This is a genomic window from Curtobacterium sp. MCPF17_001 (assembly GCF_003234615.1).
Classification (GTDB): domain Bacteria; phylum Actinomycetota; class Actinomycetes; order Actinomycetales; family Microbacteriaceae; genus Curtobacterium.
This window is the reverse complement of record NZ_QKSL01000018.1, coordinates 17276-32219: the sequence shown is the minus strand read 5'-3', so window position 1 is coordinate 32219 and position 14944 is coordinate 17276. Positions and strand designations below refer to the sequence as shown.

The 14944-nt window shown below is 70.5% G+C and carries 12 protein-coding genes; 10 read left to right on the top strand and 2 right to left on the bottom strand.

Annotated features, from left to right (window positions below; translation table 11 throughout):
* The first annotated feature begins 22 nt into the window (after positions 1 to 22).
* Positions 23 to 1171 (top strand): D-alanine--D-alanine ligase family protein, encoded by a 1149-nt coding sequence (locus tag DEJ24_RS14480; protein ID WP_111079220.1) that lies wholly within the window; start codon positions 23 to 25, stop codon positions 1169 to 1171.
* 65 nt (positions 1172 to 1236) lie between these two features.
* On the opposite strand, the gene DEJ24_RS14475 is transcribed toward DEJ24_RS14480, so the two are convergent.
* Positions 1237 to 1743, bottom strand: a complete 507-nt coding sequence (locus DEJ24_RS14475) for a DUF3515 family protein (protein ID WP_111079219.1) — start codon at positions 1741 to 1743, stop codon at positions 1237 to 1239.
* 24 nt (positions 1744 to 1767) lie between these two features.
* Between DEJ24_RS14475 and thiL the strand changes: the two genes are divergently transcribed.
* Positions 1768 to 2805 (top strand): thiamine-phosphate kinase, encoded by a 1038-nt coding sequence (gene thiL, locus DEJ24_RS14470; protein WP_258374566.1) that lies wholly within the window; start codon positions 1768 to 1770, stop codon positions 2803 to 2805.
* A 40-nt stretch (positions 2806 to 2845) separates the two neighbouring features.
* On the opposite strand, the gene DEJ24_RS14465 is transcribed toward thiL, so the two are convergent.
* A complete protein-coding gene (locus tag DEJ24_RS14465; RefSeq protein ID WP_111079242.1) occupies positions 2846 to 3412 on the bottom strand; it encodes an RsmD family RNA methyltransferase in 567 nt (188 codons plus the stop codon).
* A gap of 165 nt (positions 3413 to 3577) precedes the next feature.
* Between DEJ24_RS14465 and DEJ24_RS14460 the strand changes: the two genes are divergently transcribed.
* From DEJ24_RS14460 to DEJ24_RS14425, 8 genes are all read left to right on the top strand, one after another.
* Positions 3578 to 5779, top strand: a complete 2202-nt coding sequence (locus DEJ24_RS14460) for an ATP-dependent DNA helicase RecG (protein ID WP_111079241.1) — start codon at positions 3578 to 3580, stop codon at positions 5777 to 5779.
* A 70-nt stretch (positions 5780 to 5849) separates the two neighbouring features.
* A complete protein-coding gene (coaD, locus tag DEJ24_RS14455) occupies positions 5850 to 6338 on the top strand; it encodes a pantetheine-phosphate adenylyltransferase (protein ID WP_111079240.1) in 489 nt (162 codons plus the stop codon).
* Positions 6339 to 6428: 90 nt separating this feature from the next.
* Complete coding sequence (locus tag DEJ24_RS14450) at positions 6429 to 7070, top strand: DUF177 domain-containing protein (RefSeq protein ID WP_258374569.1); 642 nt, start codon at positions 6429 to 6431, stop codon at positions 7068 to 7070.
* A 47-nt stretch (positions 7071 to 7117) separates the two neighbouring features.
* A complete protein-coding gene (gene rpmF, locus DEJ24_RS14445) occupies positions 7118 to 7321 on the top strand; it encodes a 50S ribosomal protein L32 (RefSeq protein WP_110902027.1) in 204 nt (67 codons plus the stop codon).
* Positions 7322 to 7334: 13 nt separating this feature from the next.
* Positions 7335 to 8066 (top strand): ribonuclease III, encoded by a 732-nt coding sequence (rnc, locus tag DEJ24_RS14440; protein ID WP_110902028.1) that lies wholly within the window; start codon positions 7335 to 7337, stop codon positions 8064 to 8066.
* A 4-nt stretch (positions 8067 to 8070) separates the two neighbouring features.
* Entirely contained in the window at positions 8071 to 9144 is a 1074-nt protein-coding gene (gene mutM / locus DEJ24_RS14435; protein ID WP_111079217.1) for a bifunctional DNA-formamidopyrimidine glycosylase/DNA-(apurinic or apyrimidinic site) lyase, read from the top strand.
* 65 nt (positions 9145 to 9209) lie between these two features.
* On the top strand, positions 9210 to 11003 hold the full coding sequence (locus tag DEJ24_RS14430; RefSeq protein WP_111079216.1) for an AIPR family protein: 1794 nt from the start codon (positions 9210 to 9212) through the stop codon (positions 11001 to 11003).
* Positions 11004 to 11117: 114 nt separating this feature from the next.
* Positions 11118 to 14879, top strand: a complete 3762-nt coding sequence (locus tag DEJ24_RS14425) for a chromosome segregation SMC family protein (RefSeq protein ID WP_111079215.1) — start codon at positions 11118 to 11120, stop codon at positions 14877 to 14879.
* The last annotated feature ends 65 nt before the right edge of the window (positions 14880 to 14944 follow it).

The window sequence follows — 14944 nt, the reverse complement described above, 5'->3', positions numbered from 1 at the left end:
GTACCCACCGCTTGGAGCGTCCATGAGCAGCACCGCGCCCGCACCCGAACCGATCGACGCAGCCGTGCCCGCGGCGTCGACCGACGCCGAGCGGACCACCGTCGCCGTGCTGTTCGGTGGACGATCGAGCGAGCACGAGATCAGCTGCGTCACCGCGGGCGGGATCATGGACGTCGTCGACCGCGACCGGTACGACCTGCTGCCGATCGGCATCACCAAGGACGGCGCGTTCACCCTGCAGCCCGACGACCCGTCGGACTGGGCGCTGCTCGGCCAGGAGCTGCCGACGGTGCCGGACAACGGCACCCGCGTCCGCTTCCCGGTCTCCGGCGACTCCCGGGAGCTGTTCGTCGAGCTGCCCGATGGGTCGGTGGAGTCCCTCGGGTCTGTCGACGTGGTGTTCCCGATCCTGCACGGCCCGTTCGGTGAGGACGGCACGATCCAGGGCCTCCTGGAGACCGCCGGCCTGCCGTACGTCGGCGACGGCGTGCTCGCCAGTGCCCTGGCGATGGACAAGCACGTCGCCAAGGCCGTCCTCGAACACGCCGGACTGCGGGTCGCGCCCTGGACGACGGTGCTCCGACGACAGTGGCAGTCGGACCCCGTCGACGTCGCCGAGTCGGTCGCCGCGCACGGGTTCCCGCTCTTCGTGAAGCCCGCCCGTGCGGGGTCGAGCATGGGTGTCTCGCGCGTCGACGACCCCGCACAGCTCGGGGCCGCGATGGACCTGGCGTTCGAGCACGACAGCAAGGTCATCGTCGAGCCCCGGGTGATCGGTCGGGAGGTCGAGGTCGCCGTCCTGGAGGGCCGTGACGGCACTCCGCGCACGAGCCTGCCGGGCGAGATCGTCGTCGCTGAGGACGGCTTCTACGACTTCACCGCCAAGTACCTGGGCGGCGACGAGCAGCTGCTCTGCCCGGCCCCGCTGAGCGAGTCCGAGACGGACGAGATCCGGTCGATCGGCGCCCGTGCGTTCGAGGCGATCGGTGGCGCGGGTCTGGCCCGCGTGGACTGCTTCCTGACGGACGACGGCTTCGTGGTCAACGAGGTCAACACGATGCCGGGCTTCACGCCGTTCTCGATGTACCCGCGCTGCTGGGCGGCGTCGGGCCTGGCCTACCCGGAGCTGGTCGCCGAGCTCATCGAGCTGGGACGCATCGCGGTCCGCTGACGCTCCGGGACGTCGGCTGGGACGTCGGCTGCAGGCACGTCGGCAGTGCCAGGGTGCCGAGCGTCCTAGCCGACGTCCTGCGGGTCGAGGCAGCGGTGACCGTCCTCCGGCAGCGTCGACAAGGCGTCGCCCAGGTCCTGCAGGGCATCCGGCGTGGCCCGCTTCGTGTCGATGACGACCTGCACCGCGGGGGAGCGCCCGAACGTCGTGTAGACCACGTTCTGCCCCCGGGCGTCGCGGATCCAGTCGACCGAGCCCTGTGCGAAGCACGGCAGGTCGGAGACCGTCGGCACGGCCACGCCGCAGTGGTAGAGCACCGCGGCGGGGGAGCCCCACGCGGCGGTCGCTTGCGCGGAGGTGTTCCGCAGCGGGAGCGTCCCGTTCAGGGTGGCGGGCAGGCGGACCTGCGCACCGGCGCAGGCGGCGGCGTTCGCCGAGGGCGCGGGCTGCATGGCGACCGCGTTCGTGCAGCCGGTCAGTCCCACCACGACGGCGGCGGCGAGGGCCACACCGCCCAACGCGCTGCCCAGCCGACGGCGGGCGTTCCGGGGGCGGCGGGGTGCGGTGTCCATCGACGTCCAGGCTACCGTTCTCGTGTGGACGCGACGCACGAGCACAGCCCCGGCACCCCGGCGGAGACGGTGGGGGCGCTCGGTGAACTGGCGGTGCTCGACCGCGTGACCCGGCGTCTGCCGCCCGGTTCGCCGCTGCTCGGCCCCGGGGACGACTGCGCGGTGGTCGCCGCTCCCGACGGGCGGTTCGTCGTGACGACGGACATGATGGTGCACGGTCCGGACTTCCGGTGGGCGTGGTCCTCGCCCGAGGACGTCGGCTGGAAGGCCGCCGCCACGAACCTGTCCGACGTGGCCGCGATGGGCGCAGCACCCTCGGGCCTCGTCGTCGCCATCGCCGCCCCGCAGGAGACGCCGGTGACGGTGCTCGAGGGCATCGCCGACGGGTTCCGGCTCGCGATCGAGGCGCTCGCTCCGGGCATCGGTGTCGTCGGCGGCGACCTGTCGACATCGGCGACGTTCTCGTTGACCGTGACCGCGTTCGGCGACCTCGGCGGACGCGCCCCGGTCGTCCGCTCCGGCGCCCGCCCCGGCGACGTGCTCGCGGTCTCGGGCGAACTCGGGCCCGCCGCCCGAGGACTCGCCCGTCTGTTCCGCGACGGGGTCGACGACGCAGGTGAGCCGGACGCCGGCCGGGTGCGGGCCAACGGTGCGGACGCTGATCCGGACGTCGCCCGGCAGCGCCGTCCGGTCCCGCCGGTCACCGACGGACCGCTCGCTGCCGCCGCCGGGGCGACCGCGATGCTCGACCTCTCGGACGGCCTGGCGATCGACGCCGGTCGGCTGGCCCGCGCGAGTGGGGTGACGCTGGAACTCGACGTCGAGCCGGCGCTGGACCCGGTCGCGCTGCACGGCGGTGAGGACCACGGACTGTTGGCGACCTTCCCGGCGGGGGCGGGCCTCCCGGGCGGGTTCCGACGTATCGGACTCGTCCGCGCTCGAGTCGCGGACGACGACCACGGCGGTGACCGGGGCCACGGTGTCGACCTCGTGCGCGGTGGGGAGCCGGTCCCCACGACGGGCTGGGACCCCTACGCCGACTGGGACGGCGCGGCGGGCTGACGGCCGCGCGCCCGACTGCGCAGTAGGCGGTCGGCGCGGATCAGCCGGCGGAGTCGGCAACGGCCTCCCACGCGACGGTGTCGCCCCATGACCGTTTGCTGAACGGCGTCAGCCCGGCCGGCCACGTCGGTTCCGGCGACCGCGTGCCCCGCTCGACGACGACGACCGCCTCGGCCGTCAGCCGGGACACCAGCGCGTCGAGGACGTCGGTGAGCTCGGATTCCGGGACCTCGTACGGCGGGTCGATGAACACCAGGTCGAAGGTCTTCGCCGTGGTCCGCAGGTACCCGAGCACGGGCTGCGCGTGCACGGCGATGCGGACGCCGGGGACACGCTTCTGCACCGCCTTGGCGTTGTCGCGGCAGGCGGCCGCGGCGGGCGCCGCCCGGTCGACGAGGGACACCTCCACCGCACCTCGTGACGCCGCTTCGAGCCCGAGGGCACCGGTCCCGGCGTAGAGGTCGGCAACCGAGGTGTCGTCGATCAGCCCGCGCGCCTCCAGCGACGAGAAGAGCGCTTCGCGCACGCGGTCGCTCGTCGGCCGGGTGCCGGACTTCGGCACCCGGAGCGTCGTGGAGCCGGCGGCACCGGCGATGATGCGGGTCATGTAGTCACCGTAGCGGGCCGTCAGCAGCCCTCCGGCGTTCTCCACAGGCGTCCGCGAGGCCCGTGACGGGTCGGTCGTCCCGGGTACCGTTGGCGTGTGGTCACCTCCCGCGCCGACACCGCTCCGACGACCCCCGACGGCCCCGCCGACGTGCCGACCCCTGACGTGCAGTGGGGCACGGCGCCGCTCGACGTGAAGCTGGCGAACGTCCTGGGCGGGCGGACCGCGAAGGCGATCGAGAAGGCCTTCGGGCACCGCACGGTCGGCGAGTTCCTGGAGCACGCCCCCCGGCGGTACGCCGAGCGCGGCGCGTTGACCGCCCTGGACTCCCTGGCCATCGGCGAGCCGGTGACGATCGTGGCCGAGGTGGTCGAGGTCCGCGAGCGCACGATGCGGGCGCGGCGCGGCTCGATCCTCGAGGCGAAGATCGGGGACGGCAAGGGCCTGTTGACGCTGACGTTCTTCAACCAGGGGTGGCGCACGAAGGACCTCGTCCCCGGCGCCCGCGGGGTGTTCGCCGGCAAGGTGGGCGACTACCGCGGCGCTCGGCAGCTGGCGCACCCGGACTACGAGTTGTTCGACCGCGACGACCCGCGGGCCTCGGCGGACCCCGAGTCGGAAGAGGCGATGCGGTGGTCGCGACAGCCGATCCCGATCTACCCGGCGACCGCGTCGCTGTCGTCGTGGCAGATCGCGAAGGCGATGGGGATCGTGCTCGACACCCTGCCGGACGTCGCCGACCCGATCCCCGCCTCGGTGCGCACCCGTCTCGACCTGGTGCCGTTCCGGAAGGCACTCGAGATGCTGCACCGGCCCGAGAAGGTGGCGGACTTCAAGCGCGCCCAGGACGCCCTGCGCTACCGCGAGGCCTTCGTGCTGCAGACCGCGCTGGTGCAGCGCCGGATCGCGGCCCGCGCGACGGCCTCGGTGTCACGGGCGGCCGCACCGGGCGGGATCCTCGAGCGCTTCGACGCGACCCTGCCGTTCACGCTCACCGACGACCAGCGGGCGGTCGGTGCGGAGATCGCGCAGGACATGGCGGGCACCTGGCCGATGCACCGACTGGTGCAGGGCGAGGTCGGTTCGGGCAAGACCCTCGTCGCGATCCGGGCGATGCTCACCGTCGCCGAGTCGGGCGGCCAGTCCGCCCTGATCGCCCCGACGGAGGTCCTGGCGGCGCAGCACCTCCGGTCGATCGTGAAGTTCCTGGGCCCCGACCTCGCCGCGGAGCTCCGACCGGTGATCCTGACCGGTTCGCAGTCCACCGACGAACGCCGACGGGCACTGCTGGCGGCGGCCTCGGGCGGGTCCCGGCTCGTCGTCGGGACGCACGCGCTGCTCGGTGACCGCGTGGACTTCGCCGAGCTCGGTCTGGTCGTCGTCGACGAGCAGCACCGTTTCGGCGTCGAGCAGCGCGAAGCCCTGCGGACGAAGGGCACGACCCCGCCGCACGTGCTGGTGCTCACCGCGACGCCGATCCCGCGAACGGTCGCGATGACGGTGTTCGGTGACCTCGACGTCTCGACCATCCAGGGGATGCCCTCCGGTCGCGCCGGGGTGGAGACCTTCACGGTCGGACTGGCCGAGCACCCGGGGTGGGAGTCCCGGATCTGGACACGGATGGCCGAGGAGCTGGCCGACGGCCGGCAGGCGTTCGTCGTCTGCCCGGCGATCGACGACGCCCACGGTGAAGACGACGGCGCCCCCGAGCCGACCGCCGACGGCGGCGACCCGGACGGCACACCGGCCCGGAAGCCCGCGACGGTCCTGGCGACCGCCGAACGGATGCGCACGATGCCGGTGCTCGAGGGTCGTCGGATCGAGGTGCTGCACGGGCGGATGACGGCTGAGGAGAAGGACCGGGTGATGACGTCCTTCGCCGACGGGGCCGTCGACGTCCTCGTCGCCACCACGGTGATCGAGGTCGGCGTGGACGTCCCGAACGCATCGATGATGGCGGTGCTCGACGCCGACCGGTTCGGCGTCTCGCAGCTGCACCAGCTCCGCGGACGCATCGGCCGCGGGCAGTACGCCGGCGTCTGCCTGCTCGTCACCCACGCCGAGGCCGAGACGGTCTCGCGTGAGCGTGTGGACGCGGTCGCCGCTTCCGATGACGGGTTCGAACTGGCCCGGGTGGACCTGGAGCTCCGCCGCGAGGGCGACGTGCTCGGCGAACGGCAGTCCGGCGGCCGGTCGTCGCTGACCCTGCTGCGGGTGGTGCAGCACGCCGACGTGATCATCGACGCGCGGGAAGAGGCCGAGCGGCTCCTGGAGCACGACCCGGACCTCAGCGGGAGCCCGGCGCTGCGGGATGCCCTCGCACGACGCCTCGACGAGTCCGACGCGGCGTTCCTCGGCAAGAACTGACCGCTGCCGATCAGCACCGGGCCGGCCAGGACCGGGCTGGCCGGGACCGGGCGCCGGTATGGTCGCCTGCATGACGAAGATCGCCGTCGTGCCCGGTTCCTTCGACCCCGTGACACTGGGGCACCTGGACGTCATCGCCCGTGCCGCCGAGTTGTTCGACGAGGTGCACGTGCTCGTCGTGCACAACCCCGACAAGAAGTCCGCCCTGTTCGACGCCGGCGACCGCGTGCGGCTCATCGAGGAGTCCCTGACCGAGGTCGGCGTGCCCGGCAGCGTCGTGGTCGGGGAGTGGACGTCGGGGCTGCTCGTCGACTACTGCCGACAGGTCGGGTCGAAGATCCTGGTGAAGGGCGTGCGCTCCGGCGAGGACGTGGCGTACGAGACGCCGATGGCGATCATGAACCGCCACCTCGCCGGCGTCGAGACGGTGTTCCTGCTGCCGGACGCCGCCCGTGCGCACGTGTCGAGCTCGCTCATCCGGCAGGTCTCCGGCCTGGGCGGGGACGTCACGCCGTACGTGCCCCGGGTCGTGGCGCGAGCGCTCGACGACCGGCACTGACACCGCGCTGCCGTCGACGACCCTCGCCACGGTCCGCGACACGCGTCGGGTGCTCGACTCCTCGGCTCGGGCGCGCTAGGCTGGTTGATCGTGTATTCCTCCGTGAACAGCCCCTATGCCCTGCGTGTGCGTGACCTCGCGCAACGGGCGGGCGACATGCGCGAGGTCTCGGTCGACATCGTCGTGCCGAGCACGCTCGGTGCCGGTCTGATCGCCGTGCGTAAGGGCGACCAGATGCACCTCGACGTGAAGCTCGAGGGTCTGCACGAGGGCATCCTGGTGTCCGGACACGCCCGGGCTGAAGCGACGGGGGAGTGCTCGCGCTGCCTCATCGACATCAGCGAGCCCGTCGATGTCGAATTCGCCGAAGTGTTCGCGTATGATGCCTCGGAGGAATTCGACTACCAGGTTCACGACGACCACGTGGATTGTGAACCGGTGGTCCGAGACGCGGTGGTGCTGTCGCTGCCGTTCACCCCGGTCTGCCGACCGGACTGCCCAGGACTCGACCCGGTGACGGGTGAGCGTCTGGCAGACGTCGGCGAACAGCCGGCTCCGTCGGCCGCCGATCCCCGTTGGGCCGCGCTCGGCGGGATCCAGTTCGACAACGACGAGCCCGACGACAACGACGAGCACGACGACAGCAACGAGCACCAGAACACCAGCGGGCACCACGACGCTGACCAGACCACCGCGGACGAGGAGCGGACGCCGGCCGACCAGGCCGAGTGACCGCCACCATCCGCGACTGACCACCGACCAAGCGAAAGAGAACCACCATGGCCGTCCCCAAGCGCAAGCAGTCCCGTGCGAACACGCACGCCCGTCGATCGCAGTGGAAGGCCGCACCGGTCCAGCTCGTGAAGACGATCGAGAACGGCAAGGTCGTCTACAGCCTCCCGCACCGTGCGAAGGTCGTCGAGGACTCCGCCGGCACCCCTCTGTACATGGAGTACAAGGGCCGCAAGGTCGCCGACGTCTGATCGGACCGCACTCATGACTGCGACGTCCGGCGCCGCGGGGTCCAGCCCCGTGGGGCCGGACGTCGTTCGTCTTCGTGACCTCCTCGGGGTCCCTGTGGACCTCGAGCTCCTCCAGCTCGCGCTGACCCACCGCTCGTACGCGTACGAGCACGGCGGGATCCGGCACAACGAGCGGCTGGAGTTCCTCGGCGATTCCATCCTCGGCCAGGCCGTGACCGTCAAGCTCTTCCGGGACTACCCGGAGCTCGACGAGGGTGAGCTCGCCAAGCGGCGTGCCAGCCTCGTGTCGACGGTCGCCCTGGCGGAGATCGGCCGACTCATCGGCCTCGGCGCGTACCTCCGGCTCGGCAAGGGCGAGGAGCAGACGGGCGGTCGGGACAAGTCCTCGATCCTCGCCGACACCGTCGAAGCCGTGATCGGTGCGACCTACCTGTCCGCGGGTGCGGACTCCGCGACGGACCTGGTGCTGCGTCTCGTGGCGCCGCTGCTCGTCGACCCCGCGCGGTTCGGTGCGGCGATGGACCCGAAGACGAGCCTGCAGGAGCTGGCGTCCGCGCTGACCCTCGGCAACCCGGCCTACCGGATCACCGAGGCGGGCCCCGACCACGACAAGACCTTCCACGCCACCGTCGTGCTGCAGGGCGAGGACATCGCCACCGGCACCGGGACGAGCAAGAAGACCGCCGAGATGTCGGCCGCGCTGGACGCCTGGACGCGACTTTCCGGTCGGACCGCCGGAGCCTGACCAGGTGCCCGAACTCCCCGAGGTCGAGGTCGTCCGCGCCGGCCTCGAACCCGCGGTGACCGGCGCTCGGGTGCTGGACGTGCAGGTGCTCGACGAGCGCGCCCTGACCCGGCACGACGGCCCGGCCGAGGACTTCGTGCACCGGCTGACCGGCCGGACGATCGCCGCCGCCGTCCGCCGCGGCAAGTTCATGTGGTTCCCGCTCGAGGACGACCCCGAGGCCGAGCGCCCCGGAGCCGAGCGCCCCGGAGTCGCCCGCACCGGCGCCGGAAACCCCGCAGCCCAGCACCCCGCAGCCCGGCCCTCCGAGGCCCTCGTCGCACACCTCGGCATGAGCGGCCAGATCCTCCTCGGCCGCGACCGGCCCGCAGCCCGACACCGGCGCATCGTCCTCGACGTGCAGCCTCCCGGCACGGACCGCGACGGCGCTCCGGAAGCTCCCGTGCAGCTCGAGTTCGTCGACCAGCGCACCTTCGGGTCGATGGCGATCGACCGCATGCTGCCGACGATCGACGGTGCTCCCGCGGGGCTCGCCGGTGCCGTGGACACGACCGACCCGGACGCGGCCTGGCGTCGCCGGATCCCGTTCCAGGTGTCACACATCGCCCGCGACCCGCTCGACCCCGCGTTCGACGACGACCGGTTCCTCGCCGCCGCACGGAAGCGGTCGAGCGGCATCAAACGGGTCCTCCTCGACCAGGGGGTCATCAGCGGCATCGGGAACATCTACGCGGACGAGTCGCTGTGGGCCGCGAAGCTCCACTTCGACCGCCCCGCCGACCGGCTGCCGCGAGCCACCCTCCGCGGGCTCCTCGACGAGGTCCGGGCGGTGCTGCGGCGTGCGCTCGAGGACGGCGGCACGAGCTTCGACGCCCAGTACGTCAACGTGAACGGGCAGTCCGGCTACTTCTCGCAGCGCCTGGCGGTGTACGGGCAGCAGGGCGAGCCGTGCCCGCGGTGCGGGACGCCGATCGTGCGCGAGCCGTGGATGAACCGCTCCAGCCACCGTTGCCCCGTGTGCCAGCCCGTCCCGCGCGTCCGCTCCCGCAACCGCGTCACGATCCGGCAGGGTCGTTAGGAGGCTGTTGCGACACGACCGCTAGGCTGATCTGGCGCTCATTGCAGAGTGCCTAGGACGAGTAGATGGGGGTAACTGTGGCACAGTCGAGCACCAAGGTTGGCGAGAGTTGGAAAGCGGCTTTCAAGCAATTCGCGAGCAGCTTCGAGCTCGGCGTGGACGGAATCGGCCTATTTGCTATCGATCAGCGCTTTGGGATCGATGACGTTCGCACCGCCGCTGCGGAGTCAATCACCGGGGGTGGAGATGACAAAAAGCTAGACATCATCTACATGGATGTGAATCGCGGTCTTCTCGTCGTGGCTCAGTGTTTTGAGTCTCCGAAGGTTAAAGCATCGGCCCCCGCGAACAAGGCATCGGATTTGAACACAGCGGTTGCTTGGCTGTTGAGCTCGAGCCTCGAATCCGTTCCGGAGGGCCTGCGCGGCAGAGTTTCTGAGGTTCGGGACGCGATCGACGTGGATCTCATTCAGGATTTCCACCTTTGGTATGTGCATAATGCGCCCGAATCTCGCAACGCCAGTGCTGAAGTCAGCAATGCCGAGAAAACGGCGGCGAAGCTGCTGGCTAAGCGCGGTGGCATTCAGATATTCGGCGCGGAAGTAGGATCAGAAACCCTTGAGCGTTGGTACCTAGGGTCGAAGCGCACTATTAAGGTCACGGACAAATTCTCGCTGCGCGTATCTGACGCGATCGAAACCGAGAGTGCTCGGTGGAGTGCCGTTACAACACTGGTGTCCGGAGCTTGGTTGCACCGGATGTTCGCGGACCACAAAGAGGATCTCTTCTCGGCAAACGTACGGAACTATCTCGGATCCCGGCGTAGTGACGCGAATATCAACAACGGAATAAAAGAAACTGCTGTTGATGAGCCTGCAGACTTTTCAGTTTACAACAATGGGCTAACTGCCCTTGTTTTAGATTACAAGCTTGGCGGCCGATCGAGAAACGGTAGGCGTCTCGATATAACTGGCATCTCCGTCGTGAACGGTGCTCAGACCACTGGCTCGATTGGTTCTCTTAGCGACGAGCCCTCTGAAGATTTGCTTGTTCCTGTTCGCTTCGTCAAATCCAGCGACGAGGATTTGTTGGGTCGAATCGTCAAATTCAATAATCTTCAGAATAAAGTGCAGGCTGCTGACTTCCGCAGCGGTGACGAAATTCAGAACCGTTTGCGCGCTGAGTTCGCTCAGATGACCGGGGTCTCCTACGACGGTGGTCGGCGCGGGGGGTCGAGTGACGCCATCAAACGGAGCAGAACAGCTTTGGCTTCCTATACGGTCGGGCAGGTCCTCACGGCCTTCCATGGTGACCCAGTTGCTGCTTATGACAAAAAGGCGGACATCTGGGTTGATGATGCGATGTATTCGCGCATCTTCTCCGAGCGAACGACGGCAACGCATATCCTATTTGCATACTCCCTCTACGACGCGCTCACTACTCGACTTCTGACGCTTAGGGAGAAAACGCGAAGCGCGGATGCGCCGCTCACTGAGGCGGAGGCCAAGGAACTTGAGTTCTTGTCCCTCAAGGGAGCACCTTACCTTCTCGCCGAGGTGATCGCACGTGCACTAGAGTCGATTTTAGGTAAGACGATTCCAAATCGTTTCGGACTTCGATTCAAGGGAAACGTCTCGCTCTCGGATGCTGCTGGCCTTTGGGGTACAGTGATTGATGCAGTGCTGCCTCTATCGGACCAACTGCTTCCTGCCTTCAATCGAGGGCGGGTTTCTCGTGAGGGTAAAGAAGCGGCCATTTCGGCGTTCGAGGGGCTTTTCCAGGCTCTCCAAAACCTGCAGCCGGATGCATTCAAAGAATTTGCTAAAAAGGTGTCGATCGACGAGATCAAGGCGGGTTAACCTCGGCGACAAAAGTCTGGGGCTGCCCGTGTGGTACGCCGGCGGTGCGAGTTCGCTGGCACTAGTCTTGCGGAACAAGCGCGTAGCCATACCGATGACCGCCCGGAGACCCGCATGTACCTGAAGAGCCTGACCATCAAGGGGTTCAAGTCCTTTGCGCAGCCGACCACCTTCGCCTTCGAGCCCGGCGTCACGTGCATCGTCGGTCCGAACGGTTCCGGCAAGTCGAACGTGGTCGACGCCCTGGCCTGGGTGATGGGGGAGCAGGGCGCGAAGACCCTGCGCGGCGGCAAGATGGAGGACGTCATCTTCGCCGGCACCGCCACCCGCGGGCCGCTCGGTCGGGCACAGGTCACGCTGACGATCGACAACGCGGACGGTCTGCTGCCGATCGAGTACGCCGAGGTGACGATCTCCCGCACGCTGTTCCGCAACGGCGGCAGTGAGTACGCCATCAACGGCGAGAACTGCCGGCTGCTCGACGTGCAGGAGCTGCTCAGTGACACCGGCCTCGGCCGCGAGATGCACGTCATCGTCGGGCAGGGGCAGCTGGACAAGGTGCTGCACGCCACCCCCGAGGACCGACGCGGCTTCATCGAGGAAGCCGCGGGCATCCTCAAGCACCGTCGCCGCAAGGAGAAGACGCTCCGCAAGCTGGAGGCGATGCAGACCAACCTCACCCGGCTGTCCGACCTCGCGGGGGAGATCCGTCGCCAGCTCAAGCCGCTCGGTCGTCAGGCCGAGGTGGCCCGCAAGGCGCAGTCCGTCGCGGCGGTCGCACGGGATGCCAAGGCGCGGCTCCTCGCGGACGACGTGGTGCGCCTCCGCCGCGAACTCCGTGACCACCTGGCGGTCGAGACCGGTCGGAAGTCCGAGCGCGGCGTCCTGCAGGAGCGGCTCGACCAGATCCGGCAGCGCCAGCAGCAGGTGGAGGCGAGCATGGTCGGCGACGACGTGGACCGCGCCCGGACCGTGGTGCACCGGCTCGAGAGCGTCCAGGAGCGCCTCCGCAGCCTGTCGATGCTGGCCAACCAGCGCCTGATGTTCCTGGCGCAGCAGGCCGAGGCGCCGCAGCAGGGTCCGACGATCACCCCGGAGCGGGTCGCCGGTGTCCGCGCCGAGGCCGACCGGCTCGACGAGCGGGCCCGCGACATGCAGGGCGGCACGACGAGGGTCGGCGACCAGGTCCGGGCCGCCCGTGCCGCGCTCGACGCCCTGGACGAGCAGATCGCGGCGCAGGCTGCCCTCGTCGCGCAGCACGACCTCGACGGGCAGCGTCTGGCGAGTGCGGTCGAAGTCGCCCGGTCGAAGCGCTCCGCGGCCGCGGGCGACCGAGAGCGTCGGGAGCGTTCGCTGACCGAGGCCGTCGCCCGTGCCGAGCAGGCGGCCGCCGCGCTCGAGGACGTCGGCCGTGACCCCTCCCTCGACACGGACGAGGACGCCCTGACCGACGCCCTCACCGCCGCGCGCGAGCAGCTGGACCACGCCCAGGGTGACCGGGACGGCCACCGTGATCGCCTGCACGCGCTCGAGCGGGAACGGGACGCGCTCGACGCCCGGATCGCAGCCCTGGCGCTGTCGATCGACGTGCGCGACGGGTCCCAGGCGGTCATCGACGCCTGCCGCGACGGCATCGTCGGCCGTCTCGCCGACCGCCTCACCGTCACGCCCGGGTTCGAGGCGGCCGTCGCGACGGCGCTCGACGGGTTGGCCGACGCCGTCCTCGCGGAGGACCGCGCGGTCGCACTCGGCGCCGTCGAGCACGCCCGGTCCGCCGACCTCGGCCGGATCGACGTGGTCGTCGCCGACGTCGCCGGCTCCGGGTCCCGACTGCCGGCCGTGCTGCCGTCGTCCGTCCGGCGGGCGCTCGACCTGGTGGACGGACCGCCGGCCCTCACCGCCCTGCTGGCCGACACGCTGGTCGCGGACACCGACGACGTCGACCTGGAGGCCGTGCTCGCCGCCGCCCCGGACGGCACCGTCGTCACGCGGTCCGGCGACCTGGTCCGCGCTGCCCGGGTGACCGGGGGCGGGGCACGGACCACCTCCCGCATCGAGCTCGTCGCCGACCGGGACGCCGCCGAGACGCGACGACGGACGGTCGTGACGGAGGCGGAGGACGCGGCCACGGGCCTCCAGGCCGCGCGCACGGCGGTCGAGGCGGCGCGACGCGCCGTGGACGAGGCCGACCGTGCCGCCCGCGAACACGCCCGCGCGAGTGCCGAGTACGACCGGGCCAGTGCGTCGGCCCGGGCCCGCGCGGAGAACACGGTCGCCGAGGTCGAGCGTCTGCGGGCCGCGTTGGCCGAGACCGACGGCACGACGGCCGTCACCGAGGCAGCGCTGGCAGAGGCGGAAGCGGCGCTCCGGGACTTCACCGACCGGCCGAAGCCCGTCGTCGACGCCTCGGCCCGGCCGGCGGCGCAGGACGCGGTCGACTCCGCCCGGGCCGCGGAGATCGAGCACCGGCTGCAGGTCGAGACCGCCCGGGAACGGGCGCGTGCCGAGCGTCGACGTGCCGACCAGCTGGAACGGCAGCTCGAGGCCGAGCGGGCCGCGGCGGAGGAAGCGGCGCGGCTGGCGGTCATCCGCCGCGCCCAGATCGCGTCGGCCGAAGGGGTGCTCGCGGACCTGCCGGTGGTGCTGGCCGCCGTCGACCGGTCGCTCGCCGAGGCGCGAGTGCAGCTCGCGACCGAGGAGTCCGAGCGCTCCCGTCGCAACTCCGAACTGCAGACGATCCGGAACGAGGAGCGCGAGCTGCGCGACCGGCTGCAGACCCTCACGGACGGCGTGCACTCGCTGGAGATGGAGATCTACGAGAAGCGGCTGCACGTCACCGGGGTCCTCGACCGGGCGCAGAGCGAGCTCGGGTTGGGGGAGTCCGTCCTGGTCGCGGAGTACGGGCCGGACGTGCCGGTGCCGGTCGACGTGCTGGTGGACCCGCGCGTCCTGGCACGACGCCACCGGGAGGCTGCGCGTGCGGCTGCGGCTGTCGGACCCGATGCCGAGGTCGAGGCCGACGACGCGGAAGCCGCCGCGGACACGGAGGCCGACGCCGACACCGCGCTCGTCGACGCCGACACAGCGCTCGTCGACGCCGAGTCGACCCTGCCCGGTGGCCCCGCGCTGCCGGAGTTCGAGGCACCCGACGTCGACCCGGCGGACGTCCCGACCACCCCCTACGTCCGCGAGGAGCAGGAACGCCGGCTCGCTGCCGCCGAACGCGACCTCGGGCGGCTCGGCAAGGTGAACCCGCTGGCGCTCGAGGAGTTCCAGGCACTCGAGCAGCGGCACGCCTTCCTGTCCGAGCAGCTCGAGGACCTGCAGCAGACGCGCACCGACCTGCTCACCATCATCGAGGAACTCGACGGCAAGATGCAGACGATCTTCGCGTCGGCGTTCGAGGACACCCGGGCGGCGTTCGACGTCGTGTTCCCGATCCTGTTCCCGGGCGGATCGGGCTCGATCTCGCTGACGAACCCCGACGACATGCTGACGACGGGCATCGACGTGCAGGTGAAGCCGGCCGGCAAGAAGATCGACCGGTTGACGCTGCTGTCCGGTGGTGAGCGGTCCCTGGCTGCGGTGGCGCTCCTCGTGGCGATCTTCACCGCCCGGCCGAGCCCGTTCTACATCATGGACGAGGTCGAAGCGGCCCTCGACGACGCCAACCTCGGCCGTCTGCTGACCGTGTTCGGCCGCCTGCGCGAGGCATCGCAGCTCATCGTCATCACGCACCAGAAACGGACGATGGAGATCGCGGACGCGCTCTACGGGGTGTCGATGCGGCAGGACGGCGTCTCGGCGGTCGTCGGCCAGCGGGTGCAGCGACCGGAGCCGGCCACGGAGGCGACGGCGGAGCCGGCGGTCGCCTGACCGCCTGACCCACGACGGACGGGAGGCCCGGTACCAGCTGGTACCGGGCCTCCCGTCGTGCGGTG